This is a genomic window from Streptomyces sp. NPDC026417 (genome assembly GCF_055567695.1).
In genome coordinates, this window is sequence record NZ_JBVHPY010000001.1 from 241,549 (window position 1) to 259,003 (window position 17,455).

Genomic DNA, 17,455 nt, shown 5'->3' on the forward strand with positions numbered 1-17,455 from the left:
GGGGCCGGACGGAGGAGGAGCGTGGTGGAAGCCGTGATCGCAGTGGTGGTGCTGCTCTTCCTGCTGTTCGTGGTCCTCGGGGCGTACGTCACCGTGAAGGTGGTCGGCGCCGCCAAGCGCGGCGTGGAGAGCACGCTGACCCAGGCGCGCCGCACCGTCGAGGACACCACCCTGCGCGCCAGGACCCTCGCCCAGCCGGGCCCGACGGGTGAGCTGGCGCAGCTCCGGCTGAAGCTGCGTACGTCGATGCGCGCCACGCAGGACGCGCTGCAGGCGGGCGCCGCGGACGACGAGTCCCTGAAGGAGTCGCTGAGCCTGTTCGAGCGGCTCAGCGCCCACGGGCACGAACTGGACGGCGAGCTCAAGCGCCTGGAGACCGAACCCGACCGCGGCACCCTGGCCTCCCGGCTGCCCGGGCTCCGCGAGCGCACCGAGCGGATCACCCGGTCGGCGGACGCCCTGCGCTGGGCGGCCCGTGATCGGGCCCGCCGGTTCGCGGACGACGACCTCGACTCGCTGAGCACGCAGATAGACGTGGAAGCGGGCGCCCTGCGGCACTGGACGACGGAGCCGGCCGCCACCCCGTCCTGGCCGAACGCCCCGGAGCCGGAGGACACGACGTCCGGCGGACAGACGTGGCCCGGGACACCCGAGACCGGCGGTGCCGATCAGCGGTCCCGGCCCGCCATCACCCCGCCCGGACAGCGGCCGGTATACCCCTGGCAGAAGAAGCCCCGCCCCGAGAGCACCACGTGATCCGGTCGGCCCGCCCCCCGGCCCCCGGGGCCGGGCTGCCGCTCTCCCGTTCCGACAGGTAACCTCCAGCTCATGTCCCGCCATGTCGCGATCGTCACCGATTCAACGGCCTACCTGCCGCCGCGGACGATGGAGCGTCACGGCATCACGGCGGTGCCCCTGACCGTCGTCCTCGGCGACCAGGCGCTCGAAGAGGGCACCGAGATCTCGGCCCGCTCCGTGGCCCAGGCCCTGCAGAAGCGGCGGCCCGTCACCACCTCCCGGCCCAGCCCCGAGGTCTTCGCCGAGACCTACCGCAAGGTTGCCGAGTCGGGCGCCCCGGGCATCGTCTCCCTCCACCTCTCCTCCGAGTTCTCGGGCACGTACGACGCCGCGGTCGTCGCGGCGCGCGAGGCACCGGTGCCCGTGCGCGTGGTGGACACCGGCATGGTCGCGATGGCCCTCGGCTTCTGCGCGCTGGCCGCGGCCGCGGCGGCGGAGGCGGGCGGCACGGTCGACGAGGCGGTCACGGCCGCGGAGAAGCGGGCCGCGGGCATGTCCGCCTTCTTCTACGTCGACACGCTCGACTACCTGCGCAGGGGCGGCCGGATCGGGGCCGCGCAGGCCCTGCTGGGCTCCGCTCTCGCCGTGAAACCCCTGCTCCAGCTGGACGGCGGGCGCATCGAGTTGCTGGAGAAGGTGCGGACGGCGTCCAAGGCGATCGCCCGCCTGGAGGAGATCGTGGCCGACCGGGCGGGCAGCGCACAGGTCGACATCGCGGTCCACCATCTCGCGGCGCCCGAACGCGCGTCGGCCCTCGCGGACCGCCTGCGGGCGCGGGTCCCGGGCCTCGCGGACCTCCATGTGAGCGAGGTCGGGGCGGTCATCGGGGCGCACACGGGGCCGGGGCTGCTGGCGGCGGTGGTCTCGCCTCGGTGAGGGGCGGGATGCTTGCGGTTCTTCGGTTTCCGGGGAGCCTGCGGGTCCGGGTATCTGGGTTCGGTGTGCCCGAGGGCTCTGAGAATTGGCGGGTCCGAGTGCCTGGTGAGCCGGAGGGGTGTACTGCGCCTGAGGGGCGTGGTGAGCCTGCCTCAGGGCTTGGTGGGGCTCACTGGCTTGGTGGGGCCTGAGGTACCTGAGGAGCTTGATGGGGCCGTGAGGCTTGATGGGGCCGTGGGGCCTGAGGGATGCGGCCTGGCGTCTGCCGGGGCCCGTGTGGGTGAGGGAGTTATCCACAACGGGACGGTTGTCCACCGGAATTGACCAAGATCATCGCGTGGGCGGTCGAGTGGCCGATCCTCGGCGCATGGCACTTCGATCACGCTCACGCACAGCCACGGTGACCAGCGGCCCGGGCCGCGGTCCGGTCTCCGACGGGCGCACCCGACATCGCCGTCGCTACGCCTCCGGACGGGGCGGACGCCGACAGGCATCGGCGGAGGCACTCCGTCGGCGCACGGAGGCGCTCTTCGCCGAGAGAACGGCGGAGCAGGGGGCCTGGGGGAGCGGGCCGCCGGGAGCCGGACGTGGTCGCGCCGACGGGGCTGGTGATGGCGGCGAGGGCTCGGCCGGCTCCGGGGGTGTCCGGGCCGGTGTCGGCGGACCTCTCTCTGATGTCGGTCCTCGTCGTGCCTTCGGCGTCGATGTCGGTGTCGACACGGGTGCGGGTGCGGGTGCGGGTTCGGCCGTCGGTCACGGCGGGGGGTCCGGCGCGTGGCGGGAGCGGTTCGGGCCGGCTCTGCGGGACCGCATGCCGCTGTGGCTGCAGGCGCGCTGCGGACTGGAGCTCCGAAGCGTGGTGGCACTCACGGTTCTGCTCGTCGTGGCCGCGGTGCTCGCCGTGCAGCACTTCTGGGCGGGCCGCCCGCAGCAGGTCCGGGCACCCGACGTCGTGCGGGCGGCCGTGCCCTACGGCGGCCCGCACGCCGGGGTGAAGCCAAAAGCCTCCGCGGGCGCGCAGGTGCCGGGCGGCGGACCCGGCACCGAGATCGTGGTGGACGTCAGCGGCAAGGTCCGCAGCCCCGGGATCCAACGTCTGCCGGCCGGTTCACGGGTCGCCGACGCCCTGCGCGCGGCAGGAGGCGTGCGGCCGGGCGCGAAGACCGAGGGCCTCAATCGGGCCCGCCTCCTCGTGGACGGCGAGCAGGTGGTGGTCGGCGCCCCGGCGGCCCCGGCGGATACGGGCCTCGGCGGGGCGGCCGCCTCCGGCACCGGCGGGTCCGCCGCCGGATCCGGGACGGGACCGGGAGCGGCCCCGGCGACTCCGGTCTCCCTGAACGCAGCCACGCCGGACCAACTGGACACGCTGCCCGGCGTCGGTCCCGTCCTGGCCCGCCACATCATCGACTACCGCGCCCGGCACGGCGGTTTCCGGTCCGTCGACGAACTCCGCGAGGTGAACGGCATCGGGGACCGTCGCTTCGCCGATCTGCGCAACCTCGTACGGCCATGAGCGGGCCGTTGCGGACCGAGGGAACCGGGACTCCCGGCCGCCGGACCGTGCACGCTGCCTCCGGCAAGCGGCTGGGGGCGTCGCACCCACGCCAGGAAGGGCCGACGGACCTTCGGTTGGTGCCGCCCGCCCTGGCGGCGTGGGCGACCGCGGCAGCGATGGTGAGCGCCTCGGCCGCCTGGGTCATGGGCGTGGTGGTGGCCTGCCTGGTCGGAGCGGGCGCGCTCCTCACGCTGGGGCGTGGCGGGGCGCGGGGCGGGGCGCCGGGTGCGGTGGGGAGCTTGCCGGACGTGGCGTCCGGTGCGGCGTGGGACGCGGGCGCCACGGGGCGGCTGGACGGCGGCCGAGGGGTGCGGGCCGGCGGCGAGCCGGGCGACCGGGGCTCCGACGGGGGGCGCCGGGGCGACGGTGAGGAGCCTCGCGAGGGCGACGCCGGCCCTCCTCGTCCGGCGGGCGGGCACGCGAGCCGGTGGGGTGCCTGGTCGCGGATCTCGGTGGCCGCGGTGCTGCTGTGCGTCGCCGCTGCCGCCGCCTCCGCCGGGGCGCACGGAGCGGATCTGCGCCGCGGCCCCGTTCCCGACCTGGCGCGGCAGTACACACGCGTGACCGCGGACGTGGAGGTCACCTCCGACCCGCGCGTCATCCGGCCCCGCGGCAGAGGGGATCAAGCCGTTCCGACCGCCGTGCTGTTCGACGCGGAGGTGCGGCGGCTGACGAGACCGGACGGGTCGGTCGCGGCCACGCGTACCCCGGTGCTGGTGATCGTGGACGCGAGGGCGCGACGGAGCCCGGGCGGCCCGGGGCGGTCCGCGTGGCTGGAGCTGCTGCCGTCCACGCGGGTGCGGGTGACCGCGCGGATCGTGCCCGCCCTGACGGGCGGCGACCGGGTCGCGGGGGTCCTGCGGGTCCGGGGCGGAGGCCCGCCCGTCGTGGTCGGGGAACCGTCGGGCGCGCAGCGGCTCGCGGGCCGGCTGCGCGGCGGGCTGCGGGAGGCGACCGACGGGCTGGCGCCGGACGCCCGGGCGCTCCTGCCGGGCCTGGTCGTCGGGGACACCTCACGCCTCACGCCGGAGCTCGACGAGGCCTTCAAGGACACCGATCTCGCGCATCTGCTGGCGGTCAGCGGGGGCAACCTGGCGATCCTGCTCGTCCTGTTCATCGGACCGCCGGGACTGGCTCAGCGAGCCGAACGCCGCGGCCTGGCCGCCCGGCTCGGGATCTCGTTGCGGGCGACCGCGCTGCTCGCAGGCGTGCTCACGCTCGGCTTCGTGATCGTGTGCCGTCCGGATCCCAGCGTGCTGAGGGCCGCGGCGTGCGGCGGGGTCGTGCTCCTCGCCATCGCGACCGGGCGCCGCAGATCCCTGATCCCGGCACTGGCCACCGCCGTCCTGGTGCTGGTCCTCTACGACCCCTGGCTGGCCCGGAGTTACGGATTCCTGCTCTCCGTGCTGGCGACCGGCGCCCTGCTCACGCTCGCCCCGCGCTGGAGTGCCGCGTTGCGGCGGCGCCGGGTGCCGCCCCGTGTCGCCGAGGCCCTGGCCGCGGCGGCAGCCGCCCAGGCCCTGTGCGCGCCGGTCGTGGCGGTGCTCTCGGCCCGGGTGAGCCTCGTGGCCGTGCCGTGCAATCTCCTCGCCGAGTTCGCGGTCGCGCCGGCCACGGTGCTGGGGTTCGCGGCCCTGGCGGCGGCTCCGGTGGCGATGCCGGTCGCCACATGGTTGGCCTGGTGGGCGAGTTGGCCCGTCGGCTGGATCGCGGACATCGCCCGCACCGGGGCCGGGCTGCCCGGCTCGGGAGTGGACTGGCCGGGCAGTTGGACGGGCGCCCTGCTGCTGGCGGTGGTCACGGCCGCAGTCGTGTGCGTCGGCCGACGGCTGGTGCGACATCCCTGGCTGTGCGGTGTCTGCGCCGTACTGTTCCTGCTGGTCGTGGTGCAGCCACCGCCCCTGACCCGGGTGATCACGGGCTGGCCGCCGCCCGGCTGGCGGTTCGCGGCGTGCGACGTGGGGCAGGGGGACGCCACCGTGCTGGCGGCGGGTGACGGCACGGGCGTGGTGGTGGACGCCGGACCGGACCCCGTGCTCGTCGACCGATGTCTGGACATGCTCGGCATCACGCGGATTCCGCTCGTCGTGCTGACCCACTTCCACGCCGACCACGTGGCGGGCCTGCCGGGCGTGCTGCGCGGGCGGTCGGTGGGAGCCATCGAGGTGACGGGTCTCGACGAGCCCCCGGAGCAGGCGCAGTTCGTGCGGACCCAGGCGGCGGCCCGGCGCATTCCGGTGACCAGGGCCGTGGCGGGGGAGCGGCGCCGCACCGGCACCCTCGACTGGCGGGTGTTGTGGCCGCCCCCGGTCCCGGGCCCGGTTCCGGAGGGCCCGAACGACGCCAGCGTCACGCTGCTCGTCCGGACGGCCGGGCTGTCCCTCCTCCTGCTCGGCGACCTGGAACCCTCCGCCCAGCAGGCCCTGTTGAGGTCGCCGGGCGGTGCGGGGGTGGGTGCCGTGGACGTACTCAAGGTCGCGCACCACGGATCGGCTTACCAGGATCCGGAGTTGATACGCCGGGTCGCTCCGCGGCTCGCGCTGATCTCGTGCGGTGAGGACAACCCGTACGGTCATCCGGCGCCGAGCACGGTCGCCGCGCTGCGGGCGGGAGGCGCGGCGGTGATACGGACCGATCGGGACGGGGCGATCGCCGTGGCCGGCGCGGGCGGGGAACTCCGGGTGGCGGGCGGCTGAAGCCACCGGCGCGACCGCGGCGGCGGAGGGAGACTGAGGTCATGAATTCCGCACAGGTCGACGCCTTCCTCCGCCGTATCGGGGCCGTGCGCCCCGCCGGACCCACCTCCGACGCGCTGCGCGATCTCCAGCTCCGGCATCTGCGGAGTGTGCCGTTCGAGAACCTCTCGATCCACCTCGGTGAGGAGATCGTGCTGGAGGAGAAGCGGTTGGTGGACAAGGTGGTGAGGGCTCGCCGCGGGGGCTTCTGCTACGAACTGAACGGCACCTTCGCGATGTTGCTCAAGGCTCTCGGCTTCGACGTGACGCTGCTCGCGGCGCGGGTGCTCGGGGAGGAGGGACGGCTCGGGATTCCGTACGACCATCTGGCACTGCGGGTACGGACGTCGGACGGGGGCGACTGGCTGGCCGATGTGGGCTTCGGGGCGCACAGCCACTGGCCGCTGGCCTTCGGGGAGTGGGGTGAGCAGGCGGATCCGGCCGGCGCGTTCCGGGTGGTGGCGGCGGGGGATCCGGCCGGAGGTGCTTCGGAGTACGGGGACCTGGACGTGCTGAGGGACGGCAGGGCGCAGTACCGGTTGGAGACGCGCCCGCGTGTGCTGGGGGACTTCGTGTCGGGAGCCTGGTGGCACAGCACGTCGCCGACGTCGCATTTCACGCAGTCCCTGGTCTGTTCGCGGGTCACCGATGACGGAGGGCGCATCACCCTGAGCGGCCGCTCCTTCACGGTGACCGGTGGCGACGGTACGAAGGAGGTGTCGGAGCTGGGCACGGACGAGGAGGTGCTGGCCGTGTACCGGGAGCGGTTCGGGATCGAGCTGGACCGGGTTCCGGTGGTGCGGGGAGTCTGAGCGGCCGGCTCCCCGGGCGGGGACGGTGAGGGGCCGCCGCATCGGGGCGGGGTGCCGGTCCGGGGCTGAAGGGCGTAGCGGAAAATGTCCCCGTGAGCGATGTGAGACATGTGCTGGTGCTGCCCGACCGTGATGCCGCGGAAGAGGCGCTGGAGGCACTCGGGGACCGGTTCGCCCTCGACGAGGAGCCGCTGCTCGTACGGGACGCGCTGGCCGGCGAGGACGACGCCGAGGACGCCCAGTGGCTGGTCGTACTGCGGGACCCGGAGGAGCGGCTCGTCGCCGGGGAGCTGGACGAGTTCGCGGCGGAGTGGGACGGCTGGCGCGAGGAGCCGTAGAGCAGCCCTGCCGCGGGGTGGCGGGCGCCGGCCGTATTGGCGTGCCGGCCGCCTCGGCGTCTCCGGGCGCCTCGCCCCGTAGCGCTTCGGGGTGCCGGGTCCGGCAGGCGCGGGTGGTTGTGTGGGGAGCGCCCGGTCCCGACGGGCGCGTGTGTCAGGGGCTCCGCCGGCCCGCGGGCGCGGGGCTGTCCGGCGCGGCGCGGTCCGCCCGGCGCGGGGCTGCCCGGCGCGGCCCGGTCTGCCCGGCGTGCGGCTACGGGGCGGGCGGCGCGGGTCGTGACCGGTCTTCGGTGGCCTGTCGGTGGCGCGTGGGATGCTTGGCGCGATGGCCAGGAAGACTGCACAAGACGACCCCCTCGCTCCCGTCACGCTCGCCGTGGGCCAGGAGGATCTCCTGCTCGACCGCGCGGTGCAGGAGGTGGTGGCCGCCGCCCGGGCCGCCGACGCGGACACGGACGTACGGGATCTCACGCCGGACCAGTTGCAGCCGGGCACGCTCGCCGAGTTGACGAGCCCGTCGCTGTTCGCGGAGCGCAAGGTCGTGGTCGTCCGCGATGCGCAGGATCTGTCGGCCGACACGATCAAGGACGTGAAGGCGTATTTCGGGGCGCCCGCGGAGGAGATCACCCTGGTGCTGCTGCACGCGGGCGGGGCCAAGGGCAAGGGGCTGCTCGACGCCGCGCGCAAGGTGGGGGCGCGGGAGGTGGCCTGCCCGAAGATGACGAAGCCGGCGGACCGGCTGGCGTTCGTGCGCGGTGAGTTCCGGGCGCTCGGGCGGTCGGCCACCCCGGAGGCGTGTCAGGCGCTCGTCGACTCCATCGGAAGCGATCTGCGGGAGCTGGCGTCCGCGGTGTCCCAGCTGACCGCGGACGTCGAGGGGACGATCGACGAGGTCGTGGTCGGGCGGTACTACACGGGGCGGGCCGAGGCGTCGAGCTTCACCGTGGCGGACCGGGCCGTGGAGGGGCGGGCGGCGGAGGCGCTGGAGGCGTTGCGCTGGTCCCTGTCGACCGGGGTCGCGCCGGTGCTGATCACGAGTGCGCTGGCGCAGGGGGTGCGGGCCATCGGGAAGTTGTCCTCCGCGCGCGGGGGGCGGCCGGCGGACCTGGCTCGTGAGCTGGGGATGCCGCCGTGGAAGATCGACCGGGTGCGGCAGCAGATGCGGGGGTGGACTCCGGACGGGGTCGCCGTGGCGTTGCGGGCGGTGGCCGAGGCCGATGCCGGGGTCAAGGGAGGTGGGGACGATCCCGAGTACGCACTCGAGAAGGCGGTCGTCGCCGTTGCCCGTGCGGCGCGGGCTCGGCGGGGCCAGTGACCGAGCCGGTGCCGGCTCTCACCTCTTGGCAGGGGTGAGCTGTCCCTCTTGCCTTGGGTGAGCCTCGTTCGCGCTTCGGCCGAGGACGGGTTTTTCGCCCCCTCCGCCCCTACCCGTCCCGTACCCGGGGCTCCGCCCCCGGACCCCCGTATCGGCCTGACGGCCTCGTCCTCAAACGCCGGACGGGCTGAGGGTGACGGCCTCGTCCTCGGACGCCGGACGGGCTGAGGGCGACGGCTTCGTCTGGGACGCCCCGCGCAGGGCCCGCCCGCCCGGCCCTCGGACGCCGGACGGGCTGAGCGTGGCCGCCACGTCCACAGGAGCGGACGCCCCCGAAGCGGTCACCCCTGTGTCGGATCCGGCAGGGAACGCGCGAAGGCCCCGGTCGCTCCTCCTGGGGAAGGAGGAGTGACCGGGGCCCTCGGAGCAAGCTCTTGGATCCACGCCCGCGTGGCGAACGCAGGTCGCGCGTGGGTCCGGGGGTGTCGGTCGGGAGCGGATGAGAGAGGGCCCGCTCGGGTCCGGCCGACGGTCAAGTCAGGGGTCGAGCCCGCGAGGGCTCAGCCGACTCAGCCCTTGAGGGAAGCGACCTTCGAAGCAAGCGCCGACTTCTTGTTGGCGGCCTGGTTCTTGTGGATGACGCCCTTCGAGACGGCCTTGTCGAGCGCGCGCGACGCGTCGCGCGTGTACTCGGTGGCCTTCTCGACGTCACCCGCGGCAGCGGCCTCGCGGGCCTTGCGGATCGCGGTCTTCAGGGAGGACTTGACGGCCTTGTTGCGCAGCCGAGCCTTCTCGTTGGTCTTGATCCGCTTGATCTGGGACTTGATGTTCGCCACGAATGAGCCTTTTCAGGTTCAGGCGCGCGAGGGCAGGCCTCACGCGCCGGTGATTGATCTTCGAGTAGCCCACCGGTGAACCGGCGGAACTGCTGCCCCGCTGGTCGCCCCGCGGAGCCGATACCCCTCCGGTGAACCGGGGAGCCGTATGTGCCTCGTGCAGAGAGGGCATGAGACACAGCCACCCAGGCTACCAGTCGTCCCAGGAGTGGCCCAAACCGGTCGCAGCTCGCCGCCCGTGGGACCATGGAGCCTACGTATCGATCCGACCCGAGGCGACAGGCGCCTCAAGAGACAGGACCCTGCGTGCCCGCGACCCCTAACAATGTGCCCGAGCCGAGCCGTACCGCCCCGGCTCTGATCCGCAATTTCTGCATCATCGCGCACATCGACCACGGCAAGTCCACGCTCGCCGACCGCATGCTCCAGCTGACCGGGGTGGTCGACCAGCGGCAGATGCGTGCCCAGTACCTCGACCGTATGGACATCGAGCGCGAGCGTGGCATCACGATCAAGTCCCAGGCGGTCCGGCTGCCCTGGGCGCCCACGGATGACCCGGGCAGGACCCACATCCTCAACATGATCGACACCCCCGGGCACGTCGACTTCACGTACGAGGTGTCCCGGTCCCTCGCGGCCTGCGAGGGCACGGTCCTGCTGGTCGACGCGGCCCAGGGCATCGAGGCGCAGACTCTCGCCAACCTCTACCTGGCGATGGAGAACGACCTCAAGATCATCCCCGTACTGAACAAGATCGACCTGCCCGCGGCCCAGCCGGAGAAGTTCTCCGAGGAGCTGGCGAACCTGATCGGGTGCGACCCCGACGACGTGCTGAAGGTCTCCGCGAAGACCGGCATGGGCGTCGAGGCGCTGCTCGACCGGGTCGTCGCCGACGTGCCGGCCCCGGTCGGTGTCGCCGACGCCCCGGCGCGCGCGATGATCTTCGACTCCGTCTACGACTCCTACCGCGGTGTCGTGACGTACGTGCGTGTCATCGACGGACAGCTCAACAAGCGTGAGCGGATCCGGATGATGTCGACCAACGCCACGCACGAGCTGCTGGAGATCGGCACCAACTCGCCGGAGATGCTCTCGGCCGACGGTCTCGGCGTCGGTGAGGTGGGATACATCATCACCGGCGTGAAGGACGTCCGTCAGTCCAAGGTCGGTGACACGATCACCACCCTGAACAAGGGTGCGACCGAGGCGCTCGGCGGTTACAAGGACCCCAAGCCGATGGTCTTCTCGGGCCTGTATCCGCTGGACGGATCGGACTACCCCGAGCTGCGTGACGCCCTCGACAAGCTCCAGCTCAACGACGCCGCGCTGGTGTACGAGCCGGAGACCTCGGCGGCGCTGGGCTTCGGCTTCCGCGTCGGCTTCCTCGGGCTGCTGCACCTGGACGTCATCCGGGAGCGGCTGGAGCGCGAGTTCGGCCTCGACCTCATCGCCACGGCGCCGAACGTGGTCTACCGCGTCCTCATGGAGGACGGCAGCGAGCACACGGTCACCAACCCGAGCGAGTTCCCCGAGGGCAAGATCAGTGAGGTGTACGAGCCCGTCGTGCGCGCCACGATCCTCGCGCCGTCGGAGTTCATCGGTTCGATCATGGAGCTGTGCCAGACGCGGCGCGGTGTCCTGCTCGGCATGGACTACCTGTCCGAGGACCGGGTCGAGATCCGGTACACGCTGCCGCTCGCGGAGATCGTCTTCGACTTCTTCGACCAGCTGAAGTCCAAGACCCGCGGCTACGCGTCGCTCGACTACGAGCCCACCGGCGAGCAGACCTCCAGCCTGGTCAAGGTCGACATCCTGCTGCACGGCGACAAGGTGGACGCCTTCTCGGCGATCACGCACAAGGACGCGGCGTACGCGTACGGCGTGCGGCTCGTCGCCAAACTGCGCGAGCTGATCCCGCGGCAGGCGTTCGAGGTGCCCATCCAGGCCGCCATCGGCTCCCGGGTGATCGCCCGCGAGACCATCCGCGCCATCCGCAAGGACGTCCTCGCCAAGTGCTACGGCGGTGACATCTCCCGTAAGCGGAAGCTGCTGGAGAAGCAGAAGGAGGGCAAGAAGCGGATGAAGATGGTGGGCTCTGTGGAGGTTCCGCAGGAGGCCTTCATCGCCGTTCTCTCCAGCGACGACAACGCCGGCTCCGGCAAGGGCAAGAAGTAGCCGGTCGGCAGAAGAAGTAGCTGTCCGATACACGGACATCGTCCGGACATCGACCGGGCGGCAGGGGCCCGTTCCGCTTTTCGCGGCGGGCCCCCTGTGCATGCGGCCGGTTGCGCTCTGTAGGAAGTGACAGGCCGCTGCCTCTTACGTACCGGGCGGTCGGGCCTTACTCTGATCTCTGCTCGGTAGTTACTCGCGAGTTAAACAAGGTCCCGAGACCAACGACAACACAGCCGCAACCAGCCAGCCGCACAGCAGTCGATCGAGCCGGTCGCACGCACTGTCGCGGGCCCCGGAGGATGTCGTGAGCGACACACAGACCCTGATCGAGAACCGTCCGCCCTCCGTGGCGGCCCTCTTCCTGGAGCGCGTGGCGGCCACGCCCAACGCCGAGGCCTACCGCTATCCCGTGCCGTCGGCCGCAGGCCAGGGCCCGGACGAGTGGAAGTCGCTGACCTGGGCGCAGGCCGCCGAGCGGGTCTACGCCATCGCGGCCGGCCTGATCGAGCTCGGGGTGCAGCCGGAGCAGCGCGTCGCGCTCGCCTCCTCGACACGCGTCGAGTGGATCCTCGCCGACCTCGGCATCATGTGCGCGGGCGCGGCCACGACGACCGTGTACCCGCAGACGAACGCGGAGGAGTCCGCGTTCATCCTCTCCGACTCGCAGAGCAAGGTCCTGATCGCCGAGGACGCCGCGCAGGTCGCGAAGGCCCGCGCGAACCGCGCCGAGCTGCCCGAACTGACGCACGTCGTGGTGATCGACCCCACCGGCGTGGACACCTCCGAGGACGAGGGCGGCTGGGTGCTGTCGCTCGCCGATCTGGAGGCGCGCGGTGCCGCCCACCTGGAGAAGAACCCCGAGCTGATCACGAAGAAGGTCGGCGCGATCACCTCCGACCAGCTCGCGACGCTGATCTACACCTCGGGCACGACGGGCCGCCCCAAGGGCGTCCGGCTGCCGCACGACAACTGGTCGTACATGGCCAAGGCCACCGTCGCGACCGGGCTGATCACCAGCGAGGACGTCCAGTACCTGTGGCTGCCGCTGGCCCACGTCTTCGGCAAGGTGCTCACCTCCGGCCAGATCGAGGTCGGTCACGTCACCGCCGTGGACGGCCGGGTCGACAAGATCATCGAGAACCTCCCGGTGGTGCAGCCCACCTACATGGCGGCCGTACCGCGGATCTTCGAGAAGGTCTACAACGGGGTCGCGGCCAAGGCACGGGCGGGCGGCGGCGCCAAGTACAAGATCTTCCAGTGGGCGGCCGAGGTGGCCCGCGAGTACGCGAAGGTCAGCCAGGACAACTTCCGCCGCACCGGTGTCGCCTCCGTCCCCTTCGGGCTCGGGACCAAGCACAAGGTCGCCGACACCCTGGTCTTCGCCAAGATCCGCGAGGCCTTCGGCGGCAACCTGCGTGCCTGCGTCTCCGGCAGCGCCGCGCTCGCGCCGGAGATCGGCTACTTCTTCGCCGGCGCCGGCATCCACATCCTGGAGGGGTACGGGCTCACCGAGTCCTCCGCGGCCTCCTTCGTGAACCCCGGCGAGGCCTACCGCACCGGCACGGTCGGCAAGCCGCTGCCCGGCACCGAGGTGCGCATCGCGGACGACGGCGAGATCCTGCTGCGCGGTCCCGGCATCATGGAGGGCTACCACAAGCTCCCCGAGAAGACCGCCGAGGTGCTGGAGTCCGACGGCTGGTTCCACACCGGTGACATCGGCGAGCTCTCCCCGGACGGCTATCTGCGGATCACCGACCGCAAGAAGGACCTCATCAAGACGTCCGGCGGCAAGTACATCGCGCCCGCCGAGGTCGAGGGCCAGTTCAAGGCCGTGTGCCCGTACGTCTCCAACATCCTGGTGCACGGCGCCGACCGGAACTTCTGCACCGCCCTCATCGCCCTCGACGAGCCGTCGATCCTGGACTGGGCGAAGGAGAACGGGCTGGAGGGCAAGTCCTACGCCGAGGTCGTCGCGGCCCCGGTCACCGTCGAGATGGTCGAGGGCTACGTCAAGCAGCTCAACGACGGTCTCCAGCGCTGGCAGACCATCAAGAAGTTCCGGCTGCTGCCGCGCGACCTCGACGTCGAGCACGGGGAGATCACCCCGAGCCTCAAGCTGAAGCGCCCGGTCGTCGAGCGCGAGTACAAGCACCTCATCGACGAGATGTACGCGGGATCGCGCGAGGCCTAGCCCCGGCGGTGCGGGGCCCGGAAGCCACTCCGGGCCCCGCACCCGCACCACCCGGGCCCGCGGTGCCGGGAACTACAGGCCCCGCCCGTGCCGCATCTCCTTGAGCAGATCGCCCATCTGCCGGACCTGGAGGCGCAGTTCGACGACGTCCTGGAGGCTGCTGGCCGCCATGTGCGTCTCCACCCTGCGCAGGCGGTCGGCCAGCTCGTCGAACTGGACCTGCTCGCGGGCCAGCAGCCGCTCCAGCTGCCGGCTCTTGCGGTGCAGCTCCAGGAAGACGGTCACCTTGGCGCGCAGCACCCACGGGTCGAAGGGCTTCGTCAGGTAGTCGGCGGCCCCGGTCGCGTACCCCCGGAACGCGTAGCCCGCGTCGGCGTCCGTGCCGGTCAGGAAGATGATCGGCACGTCCTTGGTCTGGTCGAGCCGCTTGATGTTCGCGGCGGTCTCGAAGCCGTCCATCCCCGGCATCCGGATGTCGAGCAGGACGACGGCGAACCGCCGGCGCAGCAGCGCCTTCATCGCCTCCTCGCCCGAACGCGCCCGCACCAGCGGCTCGTTCAGGGAGCCCAGAACGGCCTCCAGGGCGACCAGGTTGTCCTCCATGTCGTCGACGAGGAGGATGCTCGCGCGCTCGTCGGTCGTTGCCTCAGCGCTCATCGTGACGGTGCCTCACTCGGTCAGCGGCCGGACGGCGGGCTCCTCCGGCGTGTTCGGTCCGGGGGCGGGGGACTCGGCGGAGCGGTCCGGCTCACCGCTCGGGTCCGTGCTCGTGGGGTCGAGGAGCGCGCAGACGACGGTCAGCAGCTGATCGACGTCCACCGGCTTGGGTACGTAGTCGTTGGCACCCCGCGCGATGGACTTCTCGCGGTCCCCCGGCATCGCCTTCGCGGTCAGCGCGACGATGGGCAGGCCCGCCCAGCGGGGGGTGCGACGGATGGCCGCGATCGTCTCGTAGCCGTCCATCTCCGGCATCATGATGTCCATCAGGACGAGTTCGACGTCGGGATGGCGTTCCAGTGTCTCTATCCCCTCGCGCCCGTTCTCCGCGTACAGGACGGGCATGCCGACCCGGCCGAGTACGTGCGTGAGCGCGAAGACGTTGCGGATGTCGTCGTCCACGATGAGCACCCGCCGGCCGGGCAGGACCTGCCCGGCCCGGCCCGCCTTCCAGGCCTCCAGCTTGGTGAGCGTCGGCCAGGAGTCGTCCGTGTCGTGCACGGTGTAGGGCTCGGTCGACAGCTGCTCGGGCAGGAGCGGCCTGCGGTCCTCGGCGGCACCGCCGGCCGCCGCGTGCCCAGGGCTGATGACCGGCACGTACAGCGTGAAGGTGGAGCCCTGGCCGGGGGCGCTCTCGGCGATGATGCGACCGCCGAGCAGCCCGGCGATCTCCCGGCTGATGGACAGACCGAGGCCCGTCCCGCCGTACTTGCGGTTGGTGGTGCCGTCGGCCTGCTGGAACGCCTCGAAGATCACCGGGAGTTTCTCCGGCGCGATGCCGATGCCGGTGTCGCAGACCGCGAAGGCGATCACGTCGTCGCTGTTCTCCCGGGTGTAGGTGTGGTCCGGGTCCTTGAGGCGGTTGACGCGCAGCTCGACCCGTCCGTTCGCGGTGAACTTGATCGCGTTGGAGAGCAGGTTGCGCAGGATCTGCTGGAGCCGCTGCTCGTCCGAGTACATCTCCCGGGGCACGTCTTCGCCGACCGCGACCTCGAAGGCGAGACCCCGGTCGATGGTGAGCGGACGGAAGGTGGCGTGGACGTAGTCGAGCAGCTTGATCAGCGGCAGCTTCTTCGGGCGTACGTCCATCCGGCCGGCCTCGATCTTCGACAGGTCGAGGATGTCGTTGATGAGCTGGAGCAGATCGGACCCCGAGCGGTGGATGGTGGTCGCGAACTGCACCTCCTGGTCGGAGAGATGGCCGTCCGGGTTGTCGGACAGCAGCCGGGCCAGGATGAGCAGGGAGTTCAGCGGGGTCCGCAGCTCGTGGGACATGTTCGCCAGGAACTCCGACTTGTACTGCGAGGAGGTGGCGAGCAGTGCGGCCTTCTCCTCCAGTTCGGCGTTGGAGCGTTGCAGTTCGCCCTGCTGGCGCTGGAGTTCGTCCGAGCGCTCCTGGAGCTGGGTGGCCAGGCGCTGGGACTCGCCGAGCAGTGACTCGGTGCGGGAGTTGGCGATGATCGTGTTGATCGCGACGCCGATGGTGTTCACGAACTGGTCGAAGAAGGCGAGGTGGACGTCGGAGAAGCGGGAGAAGGAGGCGAGTTCGATCACGCCGAGCAGCTTGTCCTCGAAGAGGATCGGGATGATGACGACGCTGGCGGGGGCGGCCTCGCCCAGACCGCTGTTGATCTTGATGTAGTCCGGCGGTGCCTCCTCCACGAGGATGCGCTTCTTCTCCCGCGCCGCCTGCCGGACCAGGCCGTGCACCGGCATGCCGCCCGTGTCGACGGTCGCGCCCTGCGCCGAGCCGTACCCGGCGATGAAGGCCAGGCCCTTGGCGGGGATGGCGGTCCGCAGGGACTCGTCCTCGGGGTCGGCCAGGAAGAAGGCGCCGTACTGCGCGTTCACCAGCGGGGTCAGCTCGCGCAGGATCAGGTCGGCGACCTCCATCAGGTCGCGGTGCCCCTGCATGAGGGCGGCGAGACGGGCCAGGTTCGACTCCAGCCAGTCCTTCGCGCGGGTGGTCTCGCGGAGGTTCGCCACCATCAGGTTGATGTTGTCCTTGAGCTCGGTGACCTCGCCCTGGGTCTCCACCGTGATCGAACGGGACATGTCGCCCTGGGCCACGGCCGAGGCGACCTCGGCGATCGCGCGGACCTGCGTGGTCAGGTTCAGGGCCAGCTCGTTGACGTTCGTCGTCAGGCGCTTCCAGGTGCCGTACACACCCTCCACGCGGGCCTGGCCGCCCAGCCTGCCCTCGCTGCCGACCTCACGGGCCACGCGCGTGACCTCCGAGGAGAACGACGACAGCGTGTCCACCATGGTGTTGATGGTGGTCTTCAGCTCCAGGATCTCACCGCGCGCGTCCACGTCGATCTTCTTGGACAGGTCGCCCTGGGCGACCGCGGTGGCGACCTGCGCGATGTTGCGGACCTGCGAGGTCAGGTTGTCCGCCATGTAGTTGACGTTGTCGGTCAGGTCGCGCCAGACGCCGGAGACCCCGAGCACCTGCGCCCGGCCGCCGAGCCGGCCGTCGGTGCCGACCTCGCGGGCCACCCGGGTGACCTCGTCGGCGAAGGCCCGCAGCTGCTCCACCATCGTGTTGACGGTGTCCTTCAGCTCCAGGATCTCGCCCCGGGCGTCCACGGTGATCTTCTTCGACAGGTCGCCGTTGGCCACGGCGGTGGTGACCTGCGCGATGTTGCGGACCTGCGAGGTCAGGTTCAGCGCCATGAAGTTGACGTTGTCGGTGAGGTCCTTCCAGACCCCGGAGACGCCGCGGACCTGGGCCTGGCCGCCGAGGTTGCCCTCGGTGCCGACCTCGCGGGCGACGCGGGTGACCTCGTCGGCGAACGCGGAGAGCTGGTCCACCATCGTGTTGATGGTCGACTTCAGTTCGAGGATCTCGCCCTTCGCCTCGACCGTGATCTTCTTGCCCAGGTCGCCCTGCGCCACCGCCGTGGACACCAGCGCGATGTTGCGGACCTGCGAGGTCAGGTTGTCGGCCATGAAGTTGACGTTGTCGGTGAGGTCCTTCCAGACCCCGGAGACGCCGCGGACCTGGGCGCGGCCGCCGAGGTTGCCCTCGGTGCCGACCTCGCGGGCGACGCGGGTGACCTCGTCGGCGAACGCGGAGAGCTGGTCCACCATCGTGTTGATGGTCG

General features: G+C 71.7%; 12 protein-coding genes. 9 read left to right on the forward strand and 3 right to left on the reverse strand.

All coding sequences use genetic code 11. The features are described from left to right. The first annotated feature begins 24 nt into the window (after positions 1–24). The 7 genes from ACZ4NT_RS01005 (at position 25) to holA (ending at position 8,429) form a co-directional block, all read left to right on the forward strand. Positions 25–756, forward strand: coding sequence for a hypothetical protein (locus ACZ4NT_RS01005; RefSeq protein ID WP_467722874.1), 732 nt, complete (start codon positions 25–27; stop codon positions 754–756). A gap of 72 nt (positions 757–828) precedes the next feature. Continuing rightward, positions 829–1,674: a DegV family protein gene (locus tag ACZ4NT_RS01010; RefSeq protein WP_467722529.1), complete on the forward strand. Its 846-nt coding sequence runs from the start codon at positions 829–831 to the stop codon at positions 1,672–1,674. 367 nt (positions 1,675–2,041) lie between these two features. Continuing rightward, positions 2,042–3,187 carry a ComEA family DNA-binding protein gene (locus ACZ4NT_RS01015; protein WP_467722531.1) on the forward strand — a complete coding sequence of 382 codons (1,146 nt, stop codon included), beginning with the start codon at positions 2,042–2,044 and terminating at the stop codon, positions 3,185–3,187. Positions 3,188–3,234: 47 nt separating this feature from the next. Beyond that, positions 3,235–5,925 carry a ComEC/Rec2 family competence protein gene (locus ACZ4NT_RS01020; protein WP_467722876.1) on the forward strand — a complete coding sequence of 897 codons (2,691 nt, stop codon included), beginning with the start codon at positions 3,235–3,237 and terminating at the stop codon, positions 5,923–5,925. Positions 5,926–5,966: 41 nt separating this feature from the next. Next, positions 5,967–6,776: an arylamine N-acetyltransferase family protein gene (locus tag ACZ4NT_RS01025; RefSeq protein WP_467722533.1), complete on the forward strand. Its 810-nt coding sequence runs from the start codon at positions 5,967–5,969 to the stop codon at positions 6,774–6,776. Between the two features lie 92 nt (positions 6,777–6,868). Continuing rightward, on the forward strand, positions 6,869–7,114 hold the full coding sequence (locus tag ACZ4NT_RS01030) for a hypothetical protein (RefSeq protein ID WP_467722535.1): 246 nt from the start codon (positions 6,869–6,871) through the stop codon (positions 7,112–7,114). A gap of 325 nt (positions 7,115–7,439) precedes the next feature. After that, positions 7,440–8,429: a DNA polymerase III subunit delta gene (gene holA / locus ACZ4NT_RS01035; protein WP_467722537.1), complete on the forward strand. Its 990-nt coding sequence runs from the start codon at positions 7,440–7,442 to the stop codon at positions 8,427–8,429. 569 nt (positions 8,430–8,998) lie between these two features. Here the strand turns inward: holA and rpsT are convergent. After that, on the reverse strand, positions 8,999–9,265 hold the full coding sequence (rpsT, locus tag ACZ4NT_RS01040) for a 30S ribosomal protein S20 (protein ID WP_121403109.1): 267 nt from the start codon (positions 9,263–9,265) through the stop codon (positions 8,999–9,001). Between the two features lie 306 nt (positions 9,266–9,571). On the opposite strand from rpsT, the gene lepA reads away from it, so the two are divergent. Beyond that, positions 9,572–11,440 carry a translation elongation factor 4 gene (gene lepA / locus ACZ4NT_RS01045; protein WP_121403111.1) on the forward strand — a complete coding sequence of 623 codons (1,869 nt, stop codon included), beginning with the start codon at positions 9,572–9,574 and terminating at the stop codon, positions 11,438–11,440. A 304-nt stretch (positions 11,441–11,744) separates the two neighbouring features. Further along, positions 11,745–13,631 carry an AMP-dependent synthetase/ligase gene (locus tag ACZ4NT_RS01050; RefSeq protein WP_467722540.1) on the forward strand — a complete coding sequence of 629 codons (1,887 nt, stop codon included), beginning with the start codon at positions 11,745–11,747 and terminating at the stop codon, positions 13,629–13,631. Positions 13,632–13,703: 72 nt separating this feature from the next. Here the strand turns inward: ACZ4NT_RS01050 and ACZ4NT_RS01055 are convergent, their stop codons facing one another. Beyond that, entirely contained in the window at positions 13,704–14,288 is a 585-nt protein-coding gene (locus ACZ4NT_RS01055) for a response regulator (RefSeq protein WP_121403113.1), read from the reverse strand. Between the two features lie 12 nt (positions 14,289–14,300). Further along, the coding region (locus tag ACZ4NT_RS01060; protein ID WP_467722542.1) for a HAMP domain-containing protein at positions 14,301–17,455 on the reverse strand (3,155 nt) is incomplete at its 5' end.

Bases quoted from the DNA above. Each gene is read 5' to 3' on its own strand.
- holA (WP_467722537.1), top strand. From the start codon at position 7,440: ATGGCCAGGAAGACTGCACAAGACGACCCCCTCGCTCCCGTCACGCTC.
- ACZ4NT_RS01010 (WP_467722529.1), top strand. From the start codon at position 829: ATGTCCCGCCATGTCGCGATCGTCACCGATTCAACGGCCTACCTGCCG.
- ACZ4NT_RS01025 (WP_467722533.1), top strand. From the start codon at position 5,967: ATGAATTCCGCACAGGTCGACGCCTTCCTCCGCCGTATCGGGGCCGTG.
- ACZ4NT_RS01015 (WP_467722531.1), top strand. From the start codon at position 2,042: ATGGCACTTCGATCACGCTCACGCACAGCCACGGTGACCAGCGGCCCG.
- ACZ4NT_RS01055 (WP_121403113.1), bottom strand. From the start codon at position 14,288: ATGAGCGCTGAGGCAACGACCGACGAGCGCGCGAGCATCCTCCTCGTC.